This window comes from Pseudarthrobacter lactosi, assembly GCF_055412785.1.
In genome coordinates this window covers 600,043-616,146 of the sequence record NZ_JBVAYS010000003.1, presented here as the reverse complement: position 1 = coordinate 616,146, position 16,104 = coordinate 600,043, and the positions used below count along the sequence as shown (strand labels likewise).

The following is a 16,104-nucleotide window of genomic DNA, read 5'->3' as shown; positions in this document are numbered from 1 at the left end:
TAATGCTTTCGGTTGAGTGAAATAAAGGTAACGGATATCACAAAGAAGCGTCAAGGTATTTTGGGCACCAAAATCCGGTAATGCATTGACGCAGGTTGCGGCTTGCTGCAAAACTGGCGAAGCGAAATATTTCGAAAGTCGAGGAGAATCAAATGACCGCCGTCGAGCAACGGGGAAAGCTCACCCTGGCAGCGATTGCCCAGGAGGCCGGCGTTTCCGCGCCCACAGTCTCGAAGGTCATCAACGGCCGGGATGACGTGGCGGCGGAGACCCGGTCCAAGGTGATGGCCGTGCTGGCGCGGACCGGCTACAAGTCCCCGGTCCAGCAGCGGCGGAACCTTGCGGGCCGGCAGGCGGTTGAGGTGGTCTTCGATTCCCTGGACTCGGCGTACTCCATCGAAGTCCTCAACGGGATCCTGGAGGCGGCCGGCGCCGCGGACATTGAAGTGCTGCTGAATGTCACCAGCAGGCAGGGGCCTTCGCGGTTGACCCCGGAGCAGCGCGCCCGCCGGATTGTGGACGAGGGGCGCTGCGGAATGATTGTGGTGACCTCCGCCTTCAGTGAGCCCCAGCTTGATGCCTTCAACCGCAGGGGAGTTCCCACTGTGGTCATTGATCCGCTCAACCCCCCGGCCGGAAACGTGGTCAGCATCGGCGCCACCAACTGGGCCGGCGGCAAGGACGCAACGTCCCACCTGCTGGATCTTGGCCACCGCAGGATCGCCTACCTGGGCGGTCCGGATGGCGCCGAATGCAACCAGGCCCGGCTCCACGGCTACCTGGCCGCCTTGCGGGCGAGGAACGTCCCGGTGGACGATCGCTACATCGTGCAGGGCAGCTTCAGGTCCGAGGCGGGGGTCCGGGGCATGAAGCAGCTGCTGCAGCTGGACGAGCGGCCCACCGCCGTATTTGCGGCAAATGACACCGTTGCCCTGGGTGCGCTTGCCGAGGCGCGGCGGCAGAACGTACGGGTGCCGGAGGACCTGAGCCTGGTGGGGTTCGACGGCACGTACCAGGCAGAGGAATCCGTGCCCGCGCTGACCTCCGTGGCCCAGCCGCTGCAGGAGATGGGCCGGGCCGCGCTTCGCTTCATCCTGCGCCAAATGCGCGGAGAGACCCTGGACTCCCGCAGGGTGGAGCTGGCCACGAACCTCGTCATCCGCGAATCCACGGCGCCGCCACAGACGCTCGGGCCCGTGGCCTGAGCGGCCTGGGCTGAACTGCGAGGCCTGAACTGACTAGTCTGAACGGCTTGGTCTGAACGGTCTGATCCAAATTGCTGGCGTCAAGCGTCAAGCGCTTGACGTGCAACAACGTTAAGCGCTTGACGCGCGGCCCGGGCGGGTGCCATGATCACTCTGAATCCTTTCGGCCACTGCCTCGGCAGGCCCCAATGACGTGGAGATTTAACGTGGAATCCAAACCGATCAAAACCGCCCCCAAGAAGATCATTCTTGACTGCGACCCCGGGCACGACGACGCCGTGGCCATCCTGCTCGCACACGGCAACCCGGACATTGAACTGCTGGCCGTCACCACAGTTGTGGGCAACCAGACGCTCGAAAAGGTCACCAGGAACGCGCTCGCCGTCGGGACCATCGCTGGCATCACGGGGGTGCCGTTTGCCGCCGGATGCGGCCGGCCCCTGGTCCGCACCATCGAAACCGCGCCGTCCATCCACGGCGAAACGGGCATGGACGGCCCCGCGCAGCCAGAGTCCACCATCGAGCTGGACCCGCGCCACGCCGTCGACCTCATCATTGACACCGTGATGGCCCACGAGCCGGGCACGGTCACCCTGGTCCCCACCGGCGGCCTCACCAACATCGCGCTGGCAGCCCGCAAGGAACCGCGCATCGTGGAGCGCGTCAAGGAAGTTGTCCTGATGGGCGGCGGCTACCACGTGGGCAACTGGAGCGCCGTGGCTGAATTCAACATCATCATCGACCCCGAGGCCGCCCATATCGTGTTCAACGAAAAGTGGCCCGTGGTGATGGTGGGCCTGGACCTCACCCACCAGGCCCTGGCCACACCGGGCGTGGTGGCGAAGATTGCGGCCGTGGGCACCAAGCCGGCCAAGTTCGTGATGGAACTGATGGAGTTCTTCACCCAGACCTACAAGGACGCCCAGGGCTTTGACTTCCCGCCCGTCCACGATCCGTGCGCCGTGGCCTACGTGATCGATCCCAGCATCGTCACTACCCGCAAGGTTCCGGTGGACGTCGAGCTCCAGGGCACGCTGACCCTTGGTATGACCGTGGCCGACTTCCGGGCCCCCGCGCCGGAGGACTGCACCACCTCCGTGGCCGTTGACCTGGACCACGCCCGTTTCTGGGACCTCGTTACGGATGCCCTGATGCGCATTGGCGAACCTGCCGTCCTTGAACCTGCCGGCCTTGCACCTGGCGCTCTTGAACCTGCGGGACTTGCAGCAGCCACGGGAGGCAAGTAAATGAGTGCCACCCTCACCGAGGCAAAGACCAGCCGGGGCAACGTCACCGCCCTGATGGTCGCGTTGCTGGCCGCGTGCGTCGCCTTCCAACTGAACGCCTCCATGCTCAGCCCCGCCCTGGTCACCATGGGCAAGGAACTGAACACCGATCAGGCCGTCATTGGCCTCTCGCAGACCTGGTTCTTCACCGCGGCCGCCCTGTTCTCCCTCTTCCTACCCCGCCTGAGCGACATCATCGGGCGTAAGAAGATCCTCATCGGCATGATGCTGCTGATGGCCGTCGGATCCGTCATCGCGGCCATGGCCCCCGACGTGACGTGGCTCTTTGTGGGCCGCATCATCCAGGGCGTCAGCGGCCCCACCGTGCCGTTGTGCCTGATCATGCTCCGCTCCGCCGTCAGCAACCCGCGCAAATACGGGACGCTCATGGGCCTCATCACCGCCGTCAACGGCGGCGTGGCCGGCGTCGACTCCTTTGTGGGCGGCTACTTCGCCGAGCACTTCGGGTTCCGCAGCATCTTCTGGCTCATGGTGGTCCTGGCCCTCGTGGCAACCGCCCTGATCGTCTTCCTCGCCGGCGAAAGCAAGCCGTCCGCCGGCACCTCGATGGATTGGCTGGGCGTGTTCTTCATCGTGGTCGCAGTTGGTGCGCTGCTCACGGCCCTTAACGAGGGCTCCAAGCTGGTGGGCGCCTTCTCGCCGGGCACGCTCCTGCTGGCGATCGGGCTGGTGGTGGTCGCCGCCGTCGCGTTTTACGCGTTCTGGACCGTGGAAAAGCGCGCCAAGCAGCCCATGGTGGAAATCGTCCACCTGCGCCACCGCTCCACCTGGGCGCCGCTGCTGACCACCACGCTGACCATGACCGGTATCTTTGCCGTCATCAACGGAATCGTGCCGGCCTATGTACAGGCGGCGGACCCGGGATTCGGCATCGGTCCCACCGAAATGTCGCTCATCATCCTCACCCCGTATGCCCTGCTTGGCTGGCTGGTGGGTCCCATCAGCGGCAGGCTCGCGCCAGTGCTCGGCTACACCAAGGTCCTGCGCATCGGCATGCTGGGCAGCATCGCCGCCCTGGCCATCATCGCGTTCTTCGGCCTCAGCAGCCTGCCCATGATGATCGCCGGAACGGTCTTGCTGGGCATCATGTACGCCGGTACGGTCAACATCATGCTGAACGGACTCGGAGTTGTCCTCTCGCCCGCCGGAAACCCGGGATTCCTGCCCGGCATGAATGCGGGCGCCTTCAACCTGGGCGCCGGCCTGAGCTTCCTGGTGCTGCCGGCCGTGCTGGTGGCCACTTCGGCCGCCGGCGACGCCAAAGCGTCCTACCTCTCCGTGGTGGTGACGGGCCTGGTCATCACGGTGGCCGCGTTCGCCGCGTCGCTCCTCATTCCCAAGCCCGTCGAGGCTGAGGTAGCCGAATGAGTTCCGCAACAGCCGGCTCCCAAAGCGGGATCGTCGTCGTCGGATCCCTGAACGCGGACCTGACCATCTATTGCGAGCGGCTGCCGCTGCCCGGTGAGACGGTGCACGGCAACGGATTCGCAGTGAACCCCGGTGGCAAGAGCGCCAACCAGGCCGTCGCCGCAAGCCTGCTGGGCGGGAACGTCAGCCTGGTAGGCGCCGTGGGCGCGGACGCCAACGGCGACATGCTCCAGTCCTCCGCTGCCGGCGCCGGGGTGGACATCTCCGGCGTACGCACCTCAGCTACTGAAGTCACCGGCGTCGCCGTCATCGCCGTGGATTCCAACGGCGAGAACAACATCATCATCTCCGCCGGCGCCAACGGCACCCTCTCGCCGGCGGACGTCGCCGTCGAGGCTGAAGCGTTCGACGGCGCCGCGGTGGTCTGCCTCTGCCTGGAGGTCAGCCTTGACACGGTTGTGGCCGCCGCGCGGGCAGGGCACGACGCCGGCGCCACAGTTCTGCTGAACCTCTCGCCTTACGCGGAAATCCCGCAGCAGCTGGCGGACCTGACCGACGTCCTGCTGGTCAACGCCCACGAGGCGTCGCTGTTCCTCGGCTCCGCCGAAATTCCCGGCAGTGACGCGGATGCCGGTGACTGGGAGGCGGTCAGGCTGCGCTTCGCCGAGCGGGGCCTCCAACGCGTCCTGGTCACGCTGGGGGCCCACGGCTCCGTGGTGCTGGATTCGCTGGCTCCTTCCGGGCAGCAGCTGGTCCGGGTGGCACCCATCAAGGTCAAGGCCGTGGACACCACCGGCGCGGGCGACGCCTTCACGGGTGCGGTGGCAGCCCGTCTGGCAGCCGGTGCGCCACTGGCTGACGCCGCCGCCTTCGCTTCGGTTGCCGCCGCACTTGCCACCACCCGCAAGGGAACGCAGGCAGCCTACCCGCGGGTGGCGGACGTTGAACGCGTGCTCGCCTCGGGGGCCGCAGCTCTGTAGCTCCGCCCATAGGAACGCTCTCTCACTCTGAACAGGTCCCGACCAGTTCAGAGTGAGAGAGCGTTCGGCCAAAAGGGGGATTAAGTGAGAGAGCGTCTGGGACGCTAGGGGTTCTCGGGCCGCGGAGTATCCCCGGCGTCGAGTTCGTCCGCATAGGGAGCCCGCGGGCCGGCTTGGTCGGAGGAAAGTTCGTTTGCCGCCATGGCCAGCAGGTCCCGTTGCAGTTCGGGGAGGGAGAGGAGTCCCTGAAGGTAGGCCTCCACTTCATACTCGCCGACAGAGCCGCCGATGCCGAAGTAATAAAGCCACAGATCGCCGATGCTGACGTGTGCTGCTTTTAATGCTGCCTGGAGCCTGCGGCGTTGCTCCGGTTCGCTGCTATCGAAGCCCATCACCACTGCCTCTACGCGGATTGGAAGCGACTCCAGCCAGGACACTAGCGCTGACTTCCTGAAGCGTGTTGCGCGTAGCGCGGGCCTGCCGCATCAGGTGCTGAAGGGCAGCGTCCTCGGTGAGCGTGCGTCGCTCCATGAGTATTCCGCACGCCCGGTTGATCGTGTCCCTGCTGCAGAGGGCTGCTTGGAGGCCCGCACTGATGCGTTCCGGGGTTTCGGCAGTCTGGATATGGGACAGGAGTGTTGCCGTCGGCGCGGCGAAAAGCTCCATGAGAGCCATCGTGGCATCCTCAAAAGCGCCGGGAGAGGCGGCGTAGATCTTCATTGCGCCTATGGCCTGCCCGTCGGCGATCAGGGGTGTGCTGATCACTGAGCGGATGGGCATGCCAACGACGGCGGCGCTCCAGTTTGGCCAGCGGGCTTCAGTTGCGAGGTCATGGATGAGGATGCTCTGTTGGGTGGCCCAGGCTGCCAGGCAAGGTCCCTGGAGCAGTTCATACTGAAGGGCGTCAGCGCGTTCCACCACGCTGTCGGTCGATCCGTAACTGACCGGGCGGGCATGGGGATCAAGGAGTGAGACACCTGCCCCAAGAGCGCCCGGGATGGAATCCCTGACGGCTCGGGCGAGATGCTGGACCGCGTGGTCCACTTTTTCTTCCGTGAGGAGCAGCCCCATAATCCTGCCCAAGGCAGTGGACAGTTCATCCAGGGGATACTTCTTGATCATGGTTTTGCCTCCGGCCATTCTGCGTGACCGGCCTCCGCGGGCCGGATGAGCCTGTTTGTGACCGTTCAGCGCATCAGGTAAAGCCTAACGTGTGCGATGGGTTACGGACCTTGGCGTGCACGATTACCGGCTTTGCGGCTATTCATCGTAAGCGGTGGGAAATACCTGTTCGCCGGCAATTCCGGAAATGATGCCGGCAGCCACCTCCTTTAGCTTCATGTTGCGGTGACTGGACGCCTTAACCAATATCCGGAATGCCGCATCGCGGCTGCACCGGCTCTGCGCCATGATGACCCCGATGGCTGTGTCGATGACGGTGCGCGATTTCAGGGCGGCGGAGAGGTCGTCACGGGCGTCACGCAACTGCGCGATGTTCAGGGCCAGATCGAGCGCCCTGGCGGTGAGGCCCGTCAGCCCAACAGCCGCATCGATTCCGTACTGGGGAAACCCGTGCGCGTTGGGGGAGTAGAGGGTTACCACAGACTGTGAAGGAGCCTGCAGATGCATTGGGACGGCCAGGATGGAGCCGATGCCCGCCGGGCGGGCGGCCTTGTTGAATATCGGCCAACGGAGATCGGCGGCCAAGTCCGGGACGTGGACCATGGTTTCCGTCCGAAAGGCAGCCAGAAGGGGTCCGACACCGATACTGTTTTGCTTTTCGTCCAGGGTCCGGGCGAGGGTATCGCTGCTGGCCACAGCGACCGGCCGCTTCTGCCGGACTACCGTGATCCCGCAGGACAAGAGGTTCCCGGGCTGCGATAGTTGCGTGGCCAAAATCGTGGCCGTGTCCGCCAGGAATTCACGGACGTCGGAGCTTGCAAGGACGAGGTCCTGGAGGTGCAGGACAAAGTCGGGCAGGCTGGCGCAGTCACGTCCAACGCTGCCCAACTTGAGTTCGCGGATATCAAAGTCCTGGGACATGAGTACTTCCCGGTCCGTCCGCCGTGATCTCCTTGATGGCGGTCTGGATAAGATCCATTTGCAGGGGGGCTAATTCCATCGTGTCGCGCAGATAGGCGTCCAGCCCGAACTGGTCGACGTTTCCGCCGATCCCGTAACAGCAGGTCCATAACCCGGGGAGGCTGATGTTTCCGTCCTGGAACTGTGCGGCCGCAAACTTGCGCCGGTCCGCCTTGAAGGCAGGCTGAGGGTGCCCAATCCGCCGTCGTCTGTCATTTCTTCCCGCGTCCTGTGACGACAGGGATGTCCGACGCGTGGCGCAGGATGTCCCCGGCGATGTTATGCAGCCGGAGGTTGCTGCTGCGGGAGGCAAGGTGCAGGAGCTTGACGGCGGTTTCATGGCTGCAGCGGTTCTGCACCATGATCAGGGCTATAGCGGAGTCCACAACGGCCCGGGACCGCAGCGCCGACCTCAAATGCTCCGGGTAGGGATCTGAAGGATGCACCCGGATTGCCAGCCGCAGGATCCGCGAAAGCGATGCCGCGTGCTCCTCTATGGCGGTCACTGTGTCCGGCCCAAACGTATGAAGCTGGGTGGAATAGCAGTTCAGGGCGGAGCGGGAACCGTTGCCGGTGGGGATGGGGACAGCCAGGATTGTCCGGATGCCTTCGTCCGCGACTGCCCCGGCATACCAGGCCCAACCCTTGTCATTCTGAAGATCACGGATCAGGACCGTACGCTGCTCCCGCAACGCCGTCAGGCAGGGACCATCGTCGAAAGCGTACTGGCGTTCGTCCAGGGTCTTGGCCGACACCGTGCTGCTGGCTACCGTCACGGGCCCGGTGTCGCGTTCAACCGTGATGGCACACAGCAGGGGCGTCTCCCCGCCCAACAAGGACGCAGAAATCGCTGCCAGTCCCAAAAGGAATTCCGTGAAGCCCGGACTTTCAAGGAGCAGGTCCTGTAATTGCTCCGCCGTCGGCAGGGCATCATTCTCGGCCATGCGGCCTCAATTCCAAGGATCGCCGGGATCACACGACCCGGCTGGCGGCTGTGCGCTCTATTCGCGCGCGGCCCGTACATTCAACCCCGGACCTATGTGCCACCCCGAAATCTCCTGCTACTGACACTACGCCCTCCCCGGATGGCCGCCGGTGGGCCCGTGAAGTATCCGTAGCCGGGAGCGCCTGCAGAAAGGGGATTCAGGGGCGTGTCCGCCACGGCGTTAGGCAGCTCCTCCCGCGGCAACGACAGCATCGGGGTGATAACGGTGAAGGCCCGGCCCAGTGCGCGTTGATGGAATCCGCGGGCCCAAATTCACCGGTTTCCCGCCCGGCGACTTTGCCGGGAGGCGCCACGCTGTAGGCTCGGCACATGGCTGATCTGCGGCGTCGGGCGTTTGTCTTTCGCGCGCTGGTTGGTGCGGCGGCCGCGGCTGCCGTTGGAACTCTCAGTGCCGCGTGTTCGCCCGGCACTGAGCGGGACGGTACCGCCGCTGGCGGTACCAAGGGGGATGCAGTGAAGCGGCACAAATACCAGTACGGCGAGGACGCCAGCCAATGGGGCGAGCTCTTCCTGCCGGAACTGCCAGCGGGCGGTGAGCACCGCGGGGTGGTGGTGGTGATCCATGGCGGCTATTGGCGCTCGCAGTACGGCGCAGAGCTGGGGGAGCCCATTGCCCGGGACCTGGCCGCCCATGGCATGGCCGCCTGGAACCTGGAATACCGCCGGGCCGGAAAGGGCGGCGGCTGGCCGAACACGTTCATCGACGTGCTGGCCGGAATCGACAAGCTCGGCGACCTCGCGTCCAGCCACACCTTGAACCTTGGCTCGGTGGTGGCGCTGGGTCATTCGGCCGGCGGGCATCTGGCTGCCTGGGCTGCCGGCCGGGGCAAGCTCGCCCAGCTGGGTATGCCGGACGCCGACCGCCAGGTGCCGCGCCGCGTTGATGCGACGGCGGTGCACCTCACCGGCGTCGTCAGCCAGTCCGGCCTGCTCAACCTGGCCGATGCGGAGAAGCTGAACCTCAGCAATGGCGCGGTGAGCAACCTGCTGGGCGGGTCGTCGTCGAAATATCCGCACCGCTACCGATTCGCGGACCCCATGACCGCCCTTCCGCTGGCTGTGCCCGTTGTCGCTGTCCATGGTTCCGAGGACACCACGGTGCCGCTGGGCCAGTCCGAGTCCTATGTCAATGCCGGAACCACCGAACGCATGGAGACCCGGCTGGTCAGGGTTCCCGGGGACCATTACGCTCTTATCGATCCCAAAACACCTGGTTACCGGGCATGCCGCGAGATTGTCCGGTCCCTCTTGGGTTAGATCCGGCGCTCCTGGGTTAGATTTGGGTGCCTCCCGGTTGGAACTGCCAAAAATAAGTTCCCCATTTCTAGATATTGGACGTCCCATCTCCTGTACGCTTGGGATGTAGGACAAGTCGCGACCCCTAAGCGCGGCAAGGAGGAGAATCACGTGGCCATCGCATCGCAAGAAGTATCGCCCGCCCGTTTCAGCGCGCAGCTCCGTTCGCATGCCCTGCAGACGCGGATCATGGACCTTATTCTGGACCGCGGCCTGGACGTCGGCGACGCCCTGCCCACCGAAAGTGAGCTCTCCGCCGAGCTCGGCGTGGGCCGCAACACCGTCCGCGAATCCCTGAAAGTTCTGCAGGCGCTGGGTGTCATCGAGATCCGACACGGCTTTGGTATGTTCGTGGCCCCCAACAACTTCAGCGCCCTGGTGTCCGGCCTGACCTTCCGCGGCCGGCTGTCCCTGCGCCACAAGGGCGAAGAGGCCATGGAGCTCATCGATGTGCGCCAGGCCCTCGAATCCGGGCTGATCGGACCGGCCATTGACCTGCTCACCGACGAGCACGTGGCTGACATGCGGTCCACCATGGAAGCCATGGAGGACGCGGCTAAGAAGGGGGAGCCGCTGTACGAGCACGACGCCGAATTCCACCGCCGCCTGTACGCCCCCCTTAACAATGAGCTGCTTATCAACCTCATGGATGTGTTCTGGCAGGTTTACCGCAAGATCCACCTGGCGATCGGTACCGGCCCGGTCAACCTCGAGCAGCAGACGCAGGACCACTGGGACATCTTTGAGGCCGTGGTCAACAAGGACAAAGCCCTTGCGTCCGAGCGCCTGCAGCGCCACTTTGACGGCATCCGCCTGAAACTCAAGGACGTCGCGGCCGCCTAGCCTGTTTTCCCTTCGCCTTTTTCTTCGCCGCCCGCGATCCGGGCGGATTTAGCCCTGCCCTTTTCGTAGAGAGTGCCCTTTGTCGTGGAAATTTTTGTTGTGCCTACCGCCTCAGCCACCGGTTCAGTAGCCGCCGGTATCCTCGCTGCCGTCATCCGCAGCAAGCCCGACGCCGTCCTGGGTGTGGCTACCGGCGGATCGCCTCTGCCCATCTACGCGGCGCTCGCCAACCACCAGCTCGACATGACCTCCGTCCGCGCCTTCGCCCTGGACGAGTACGTGGGCCTGCCCGCCGGACACCCCGAAAGCTACGCCGAAGTTGTCCGGCGCGAAGTGACTCAACGGCTGCACCTGGATCCTGCCAACGTAGCGGTCCCGGACGGAAGCGCCGCGGACCCCGAGGCAGCCGCCGCCGATTACGATGCCGCCATTGCCGGCGTTGGCGGCATCGACGTGCAGATCCTCGGCATCGGCCACAACGGTCACCTGGCCTTCAACGAGCCTGGCTCCGCCTTGGATTCCCGGACCCGCGTGGAAGTCCTTACGGAACGCACCCGCAAGGCGAATGCACGCTACTTCAGCACACCGGAGGAGGTGCCGCTCCGCTGCATCACGCAGGGGCTGGGCACCATCCTCGAAGCCCGCCATCTCCTGCTGGTGGTCAATGGCGCGGACAAGGCCGGCATCCTGGCTGCCGCCCTCAACGGACCCGTCACGGCCGACTGCCCGGGGTCTGTCCTGCAGCTGCACCCGCACGTAACGGTGGTGGCTGACGAAGCCGCAGCCTCGCTGCTGGCGCAGGGGAGCGGGCAAGTCGCCGTGCGCGTGTCCGGGGCTGCCGCCAGCGTCTAGGCCGCGGCTGACGGGACATGGTGATTGCCGCGGCGTCTGCTTCGCTAGGCTGGCACCGAGCCACGATCCAACCATCAAGAAGGACAGCGATGCCGCGCACAATCACTCTTATTGGTTCGGGTGCACTCGCCGATGCGCAGTACGCGTGCGCCGCAACCGCTCCCAGCAACGCCCGGCTCATCTTCTTGGCTACCGCGACCAGCTCGTCGAGATTGAGGCCATCGCCGCAGTTGTCGACTGATGTGCTATTTGCCGCTCAAGGTCGAAGTCGCCATAGACTCAAGCGTTCACGAGGGGGCCGATGCGACATATGAACACGCCGGGTTCTTGGCTGGGGCCTACGCTGATATCAGCCATGGCGTTCGGTCTGGTTTTCATCAACGGGATCTCCGCCCCCGGAAATGACCTCTATGACACATGCCTTGCCGCTGGCCAGGAACTGGACACGAACTACCGCCTTCAGAATTCCCACGAGGCAAGCCAGTTCTTCCCCCTGCATAACAAGTGCAACGCTCTGTATGACACAGTTCCTGCCTGGATCAACCCTGTACTGGCGTTTCTGGCTCTCCTGACAGCAGGGTTTTTACTCGCCATGGCAAGCACTCTGTTTGTTCGCGTGAAGAGCCGGTTTAGAGACCCTGAGCAAGATACAACGGCGTAAATTGTCCCAATTGGGGTTCCCTAAGCCGGACCGTGGTTCTCAGATGGATCCGGCATTCCGGCTGGCGCTGCATCGAGCTGCGTGCACTGTAGCGCCAACGCTGACAACCAAGCTAAAGAACAGTGCCAGGAACCCGGCAGCGACCGCGACAAAGTAGCTTCCCGGCTCAGGCACTGTGTCGACGCCTCCGCCGACCACCAACGGAGTGTTTCCCCCTTCGATAACACCCGCCAGACGATCGGCTAGGCGGTGGGCGTGCTCGGCCATCGCAGCCTCGTTGCGAACATGGCCAGCCGAACGAGTGGTGTCGTCGTCGACGTACCGACCTGGAAGGACTACCCGGCATCCATCGCCCCCACTTGTGCGAGCCGCATGAATAGACCGGCTTCTCTTAGGGCCTCGGGTGCTTTGGCTGTGCCGGGCACACTGCCGCGTGCTGGAGGCCGAAGGCCGAGGTTACTTGGTGCAGACAGGATTGCAATCACGTTCCTAGCCTGCCAGAGCGACCTCCAGCCCCCGACATCGGCGTCCCGCAAAGGAAGGGATCGGTTCAGTCGAGTCCCGGCTCGCCGCTGGAGCTATTCGGTCCGCCTTGGTAGCTTCAAGGCATGGCCATCAAACTTGAGAACGTCGGTATCGCCGTTCGCGACCTCGAAGCAACAATCGCCTTTTTCACTGACCTCGGTCTCACGGTCGTCGGCCGGGACACGGTCAGCGGCGAGTGGACCGACACCGCTGTCGGACTTGATGGCAACCACGCGAAGATTGCGATGCTCCAGACCCCGGATGGTCAGGGGCAACTGGAACTCTTCGAATACATCCACCCCGAAGCGATCGAAACGAACCCAACCCGTCCCAATGACATCGGCATGCACCGCGTGGCCTTCTCGGTCGACGACATCGACAAAGCCCTTGAGATCGCTGCGAAGCACGGATGCCGTCCGCTGCGCGGCGTGGCGACCTACGGCGACGTCTACAAACTCACGTACCTCCGCGGTCCCAGCGGAATCCTCGTGATGCTCGCCGAGAAACTGAAAAAAGACTGACACTCCCGCGGCCTGCCACCTGCCTCGGTCTCACCGAAAGATCGGCGAATTCGTCTCGGCTGCTGCGAAGAGCCGAATGGCTCGCTGTGCATCGACGGCAGATCCGCCAGCGATCTCGAAGAAGTAATCACACTGCCACTGCTGGGATTTCTTCGCTTGCCGATTTGATGTAGCTGACCATGGCGGATAGACGCGGAATCCTCGCTTGCCTCCGGCGCCGCCCAAAGACACGACGCCATGCTTGACCAGCGCCGCCTTCGGAAACGCGAATGCCCCGAACCGGGAACCCTCCCGCACGCAGACCACCAGCACATCGATGTGGTCCTCCGCAGGCAGAGGTTCGGTCGACCCGCCCGGAGAGCGCCGCCACACCGTCACGAACAACCCCACCTTCGTCGGGGTCAGCTTGCCGACCCGGAACCGAACCGGCCACCGGCCGATTTCCGAGACTGCGGCACCATACTCATGGTTGTCGGCCTCGACTATGGCGGGCGAACAGGCAAGGGCAAGGCCGCCGAGAACCCCCAACACCAGGGCGACATCCGGATGGACCTGAACAGCAGCCATAACACTCCCACGAAACGAATCCCCGACGGCAAGGACGGGCGGTGAACGAAGAGCTCCACCATCACCACCCCGACACTATCCGCACGCCACCGTCTTCCGGAACAAGGAATATGCAGCGGGCGGCGGTCCAGGGACCGGCCTTTGAGGGCAATTGCCACATCAGCCTTTGTGCCGGGTCAGTCCATGGGGGAAACGCGAATGAGGTTTCCGTCAGGATCGGCAATCACGAAGGTGCGTCCGAAGACGTCGTCGTGCGGTCCTTCGACTACGGTGACTCCCTTGGCCGTCCAACTTGTGTAGCAGTCGTCCACCGCCACGGCTGAGCCGGGCAGCATGAGCCCGACCTCGCTGGTACGGGGAGTAGACGCTGTGACAGTGTCACCGCGACCGGACCACAAGGCGAATAGCACTCCCTGGGCGACCTCGAAGGGGACATACCGCGGTGTCACGGCGACGGGCTCCATCTCGAATAGGTCGGTGTAGAAGCGCCTGGCGCGCTCGATGTCCGTGACGTAGATAAGGAAGAGGTTCGGTGTTGTCATGGGAATGCTCCTTCATTGAGGTTTTCTGGCCAGAGCCAGCCTGTCAGCAATACATGACATCTCATGTCCGGTATTGGTCGATAATGAAGAAGTGAAGTCCCGGCGCCTGCTCTCGATGATGTTGCTGCTCCAGACGCGCCACAGAATGACCGCCGCTGACTTGGCTGGCGAGTTGGACGTATCGGTGCGGACGGTTCTTCGGGACGTGACCGCCCTGGCAGATGCCGACGTGCCAGTGTTCGCTGAACGCGGCCGGTATGGCGGCATCGTCCTGCTGCCCGGGTCGCAACTTGATGTGTCCAAACTCAGCCCGACCGAGATCGATGTCTTGAAACTGCTGGGCCTCGATCCCGGGCAGACGCGTCAGCTGGGCATCGAAGCCCCAACGCGCGCCGCCCACCGGAAGCTCGCTTCGCGCCGTTCCGTGGCCGGCGGCTCCCTATTGCCGCTGTCCGAGCTGGTCGTCGTCGATAACCTGCCTTGGTTTACCCTCGAGATTCACGGTGCCGGCGTCGCCGATCTTGGCAAGGATCTGCAGACCGGCCGGCGATTGCGGATACTTTACCGGAGCAGCGTGGAGCAGAGCGCCTCGTGGCGCACGGTTGACCCGTACGGTCTCCTGGCGAAGGCGGGCCGCTGGTACCTCGTGGCAGACATCAACGGGAGCCCGAGGTTGTATTCGCTGGAAAGAGTCCAAGGCTGGGAGGTCTTGCCAGCAGGCCGATCCCTGCGCCAAGGGGAGTCGCTGGCCAGTGTGAGCCGGCATCTCAGCGCATCCGTCGAGAAACGAAACGGCATCACCGTCGTTGCAACGCTTGTAGCCGATAGGCTCGACCTCGCACGCCGCATCCTGGGCTCACGGCTGACCAGCAGCAAACCGCTGGACGCTGACCGGGTCGAGATCACCGTGGTCTACGGCGAAGTGGCGGCCGTGCGTCAGTTGCTGCAATTCGGGGCCCACCTGCGTGTGACAACGCCACCTGAGGCGCAAGCAGTTATGCGGGCCGCTGCTACGGCTACGGCAGCACTTTACGGAGGCTGAGAAATGAGGTTGCCGCCCCAACCGGCGCGACGCGCGCAGGGGCCTGGTCAGGCCGCGGCCTGCGGCAGCACCAGCAGGTAGCCGGCCGGCAGGTCGCTGCTCCAGCGTCGCGGCTCGCGGACCACGAACTGCGTCGCCAGCTGCTCGGGCGTGAGCAGGCTGTTGGGGGCGGGCGACGGACCCCACTGCCCGCTGCCGTGCGGGTAGAGCGGATCCTGGACGCGGACGCCGGTGACGGAGAACTCCGGGAACTGGCCGGGATCGCCGAGCGACTCGAATCCGCTCATCACCCACGCGTGGCGGCCGCTCCACATGACCAGCCCGACAGGGCGGCCCGTTTCGGTGATGGCACGCGCCGCGGTCTGCAGTGCGTCTTCGTAGTCGGCGATGCTGACGAGGGCGTATGGCCCCATCCCCGCTTCAGTCAGCACTTCCGCCCAACCGAACGGGTTGGCGCCGTTGAACGAGTTGGATGACCGTGCCCGCGCCATCTCCCACAGTTCGTTCTGCTGGGCGCGATCGGCCCAAGTGCCGCCCCCGGTGTCGTCGATCAGGTTGTGCGCGATCTGGATGCTCGCCGCGACACACCAGTCAAAGGTGTACTGCGGCACGAAGTCCCCCTCCTGGTAAAGGTTGAGGGCGAACGCCTGGGCAACCGGGGTTGCCGTGGGCACCGGCACCGGCACCGGCACCGGCGCCGGTGCCGAGGTCGGCGTGGGGGCCGGGGTCCGCGGAGGGGCGACGGCGACGTCGCTCGCGGGTGGCTGGGCCGAGGAGGTCGCGAACGATCGATCCGTGGCGGCGTCGTCGAAGTCCACCGCCGAAGTGCAGCCCGCAAGGAGCATCGTCAGAGCGACGAGCCAAGCAGGAAGACGGGCAGGGGCACCGGTCATGATCAAAAGTCTAGCGCGATGCGGCAGGACCGCGTCGGACCGCGGATGGCCTCCACCGGTCCTCGCGACGGCGCTAGGTTTGGGGATTCTGCTAGGTTCTCCGTATGAAGTCCTTCGGCTACATCACTGCCGCCTGCCTGGCCGAGGCTGCAGGAGTTGTGGCGTTCCTGGATGTGCCGCTTTGGGCCAAGGCTGTCGCCCTGGCGTGGATCGGATCCCCGCTGGTGGTTAATGCCTTCCGGCGACGAAGAAAAGGAAAAATCACTGCCGAGCTGGCTTCTCACTCGTCAAATTCTGTGCAGGACAGGAACCTGCACGCCTACCGGGAACCCACCTAATAGGGCAGGCGCAGTTCAGCGCGAATTGCTGGCCGGGCTTCGGGCTAGGCAACTTGAGGACCTGCCGCCGCTCCGG

General features: G+C 64.5%; 18 protein-coding genes. 11 read left to right on the top strand and 7 right to left on the bottom strand.

The genetic code is table 11. The features are described 5' to 3' along the window. Positions 1–152 precede the first annotated feature (152 nt). The 4 genes from ACZY0Q_RS16430 (at position 153) to ACZY0Q_RS16415 (ending at position 4,860) form a co-directional block, all read left to right on the top strand. Entirely contained in the window at positions 153–1,205 is a 1,053-nt protein-coding gene (locus ACZY0Q_RS16430; protein WP_463918455.1) for a LacI family DNA-binding transcriptional regulator, read from the top strand. Between the two features lie 188 nt (positions 1,206–1,393). Next, a complete protein-coding gene (gene uriH, locus ACZY0Q_RS16425) occupies positions 1,394–2,452 on the top strand; it encodes a uridine-preferring nucleoside hydrolase UriH (RefSeq protein ID WP_463918453.1) in 1,059 nt (352 codons plus the stop codon). Further along, a complete protein-coding gene (gene uriT, locus ACZY0Q_RS16420) occupies positions 2,453–3,880 on the top strand; it encodes a uridine transporter UriT (protein WP_463918452.1) in 1,428 nt (475 codons plus the stop codon). Continuing rightward, the gene (locus ACZY0Q_RS16415) at positions 3,877–4,860 is read left to right on the top strand and encodes a ribokinase (RefSeq protein ID WP_463918450.1); all 984 of its coding nucleotides are present in this window, start codon (positions 3,877–3,879) and stop codon (positions 4,858–4,860) included. The genes uriT and ACZY0Q_RS16415 overlap by 4 nt, the downstream gene beginning before the upstream one ends. Before the next feature lie 104 nt (positions 4,861–4,964). On the opposite strand, the gene ACZY0Q_RS16410 is transcribed toward ACZY0Q_RS16415, so the two are convergent. From ACZY0Q_RS16410 to ACZY0Q_RS16395, 4 genes are all read right to left on the bottom strand, one after another. Beyond that, complete coding sequence (locus ACZY0Q_RS16410) at positions 4,965–5,252, bottom strand: hypothetical protein (protein ID WP_463918448.1); 288 nt, start codon at positions 5,250–5,252, stop codon at positions 4,965–4,967. Next, entirely contained in the window at positions 5,239–5,982 is a 744-nt protein-coding gene (locus tag ACZY0Q_RS16405) for a GAF and ANTAR domain-containing protein (protein WP_463918446.1), read from the bottom strand. Before ACZY0Q_RS16405 ends, ACZY0Q_RS16410 begins: the two co-directional genes overlap by 14 nt. Positions 5,983–6,120: 138 nt before the next feature. Further along, positions 6,121–6,903 (bottom strand): ANTAR domain-containing protein, encoded by a 783-nt coding sequence (locus ACZY0Q_RS16400; protein WP_463918444.1) that lies wholly within the window; start codon positions 6,901–6,903, stop codon positions 6,121–6,123. Positions 6,904–7,154: 251 nt separating this feature from the next. Next, positions 7,155–7,886 (bottom strand): GAF and ANTAR domain-containing protein, encoded by a 732-nt coding sequence (locus tag ACZY0Q_RS16395; protein WP_463918442.1) that lies wholly within the window; start codon positions 7,884–7,886, stop codon positions 7,155–7,157. A 515-nt stretch (positions 7,887–8,401) separates the two neighbouring features. On the opposite strand from ACZY0Q_RS16395, the gene ACZY0Q_RS16390 reads away from it, so the two are divergent. From ACZY0Q_RS16390 to ACZY0Q_RS16370, 5 genes are all read left to right on the top strand, one after another. Beyond that, entirely contained in the window at positions 8,402–9,205 is an 804-nt protein-coding gene (locus tag ACZY0Q_RS16390) for an alpha/beta hydrolase family protein (RefSeq protein ID WP_463918681.1), read from the top strand. 156 nt (positions 9,206–9,361) lie between these two features. Continuing rightward, positions 9,362–10,087, top strand: a complete 726-nt coding sequence (locus tag ACZY0Q_RS16385; RefSeq protein ID WP_463918680.1) for a FadR/GntR family transcriptional regulator — start codon at positions 9,362–9,364, stop codon at positions 10,085–10,087. Positions 10,088–10,171: 84 nt separating this feature from the next. After that, positions 10,172–10,939: a glucosamine-6-phosphate deaminase gene (locus tag ACZY0Q_RS16380; RefSeq protein WP_463918441.1), complete on the top strand. Its 768-nt coding sequence runs from the start codon at positions 10,172–10,174 to the stop codon at positions 10,937–10,939. A 355-nt stretch (positions 10,940–11,294) separates the two neighbouring features. Continuing rightward, positions 11,295–11,600, top strand: a complete 306-nt coding sequence (locus tag ACZY0Q_RS16375) for a hypothetical protein (RefSeq protein WP_463918439.1) — start codon at positions 11,295–11,297, stop codon at positions 11,598–11,600. 608 nt (positions 11,601–12,208) lie between these two features. Then, on the top strand, positions 12,209–12,646 hold the full coding sequence (locus ACZY0Q_RS16370; RefSeq protein ID WP_463918438.1) for a VOC family protein: 438 nt from the start codon (positions 12,209–12,211) through the stop codon (positions 12,644–12,646). A gap of 30 nt (positions 12,647–12,676) precedes the next feature. Here ACZY0Q_RS16370 and ACZY0Q_RS16365 read toward each other — a convergent pair whose 3' ends face one another. Together ACZY0Q_RS16365 and ACZY0Q_RS16360 are read right to left on the bottom strand one after the other, a co-directional pair. Then, on the bottom strand, positions 12,677–13,213 hold the full coding sequence (locus ACZY0Q_RS16365; RefSeq protein WP_463918436.1) for a MepB family protein: 537 nt from the start codon (positions 13,211–13,213) through the stop codon (positions 12,677–12,679). A gap of 176 nt (positions 13,214–13,389) precedes the next feature. Continuing rightward, complete coding sequence (locus tag ACZY0Q_RS16360; RefSeq protein ID WP_463918434.1) at positions 13,390–13,755, bottom strand: VOC family protein; 366 nt, start codon at positions 13,753–13,755, stop codon at positions 13,390–13,392. 91 nt (positions 13,756–13,846) lie between these two features. On the opposite strand from ACZY0Q_RS16360, the gene ACZY0Q_RS16355 reads away from it, so the two are divergent. Beyond that, positions 13,847–14,797, top strand: a complete 951-nt coding sequence (locus ACZY0Q_RS16355) for a helix-turn-helix transcriptional regulator (protein WP_463918432.1) — start codon at positions 13,847–13,849, stop codon at positions 14,795–14,797. Positions 14,798–14,844: 47 nt separating this feature from the next. Here ACZY0Q_RS16355 and ACZY0Q_RS16350 read toward each other — a convergent pair whose 3' ends face one another. Then, positions 14,845–15,690: a hypothetical protein gene (locus ACZY0Q_RS16350; protein WP_463918430.1), complete on the bottom strand. Its 846-nt coding sequence runs from the start codon at positions 15,688–15,690 to the stop codon at positions 14,845–14,847. Between the two features lie 104 nt (positions 15,691–15,794). Between ACZY0Q_RS16350 and ACZY0Q_RS16345 the strand changes: the two genes are divergently transcribed. Then, a complete protein-coding gene (locus ACZY0Q_RS16345; protein ID WP_463918429.1) occupies positions 15,795–16,028 on the top strand; it encodes a hypothetical protein in 234 nt (77 codons plus the stop codon). Positions 16,029–16,104 lie beyond the last annotated feature (76 nt).

What these genes read in the sequence shown, in the direction of transcription:
- ACZY0Q_RS16430 (WP_463918455.1), top strand. Translation starts at nt 153, where the DNA reads ATGACCGCCGTCGAGCAACGGGGAAAGCTCACCCTGGCAGCGATTGCC.
- uriH (WP_463918453.1), top strand. Translation starts at nt 1,394, where the DNA reads ATGACGTGGAGATTTAACGTGGAATCCAAACCGATCAAAACCGCCCCC.
- uriT (WP_463918452.1), top strand. Translation starts at nt 2,453, where the DNA reads ATGAGTGCCACCCTCACCGAGGCAAAGACCAGCCGGGGCAACGTCACC.
- ACZY0Q_RS16415 (WP_463918450.1), top strand. Translation starts at nt 3,877, where the DNA reads ATGAGTTCCGCAACAGCCGGCTCCCAAAGCGGGATCGTCGTCGTCGGA.
- ACZY0Q_RS16410 (WP_463918448.1), bottom strand. Translation starts at nt 5,252, where the DNA reads ATGGGCTTCGATAGCAGCGAACCGGAGCAACGCCGCAGGCTCCAGGCA.
- ACZY0Q_RS16405 (WP_463918446.1), bottom strand. Translation starts at nt 5,982, where the DNA reads ATGATCAAGAAGTATCCCCTGGATGAACTGTCCACTGCCTTGGGCAGG.
- ACZY0Q_RS16400 (WP_463918444.1), bottom strand. Translation starts at nt 6,903, where the DNA reads ATGTCCCAGGACTTTGATATCCGCGAACTCAAGTTGGGCAGCGTTGGA.
- ACZY0Q_RS16395 (WP_463918442.1), bottom strand. Translation starts at nt 7,886, where the DNA reads ATGGCCGAGAATGATGCCCTGCCGACGGCGGAGCAATTACAGGACCTG.
- ACZY0Q_RS16375 (WP_463918439.1), top strand. Translation starts at nt 11,295, where the DNA reads ATGGCGTTCGGTCTGGTTTTCATCAACGGGATCTCCGCCCCCGGAAAT.
- ACZY0Q_RS16370 (WP_463918438.1), top strand. Translation starts at nt 12,209, where the DNA reads ATGGCCATCAAACTTGAGAACGTCGGTATCGCCGTTCGCGACCTCGAA.
- ACZY0Q_RS16365 (WP_463918436.1), bottom strand. Translation starts at nt 13,213, where the DNA reads ATGGCTGCTGTTCAGGTCCATCCGGATGTCGCCCTGGTGTTGGGGGTT.
- ACZY0Q_RS16360 (WP_463918434.1), bottom strand. Translation starts at nt 13,755, where the DNA reads ATGACAACACCGAACCTCTTCCTTATCTACGTCACGGACATCGAGCGC.
- ACZY0Q_RS16350 (WP_463918430.1), bottom strand. Translation starts at nt 15,690, where the DNA reads ATGACCGGTGCCCCTGCCCGTCTTCCTGCTTGGCTCGTCGCTCTGACG.
- ACZY0Q_RS16345 (WP_463918429.1), top strand. Translation starts at nt 15,795, where the DNA reads ATGAAGTCCTTCGGCTACATCACTGCCGCCTGCCTGGCCGAGGCTGCA.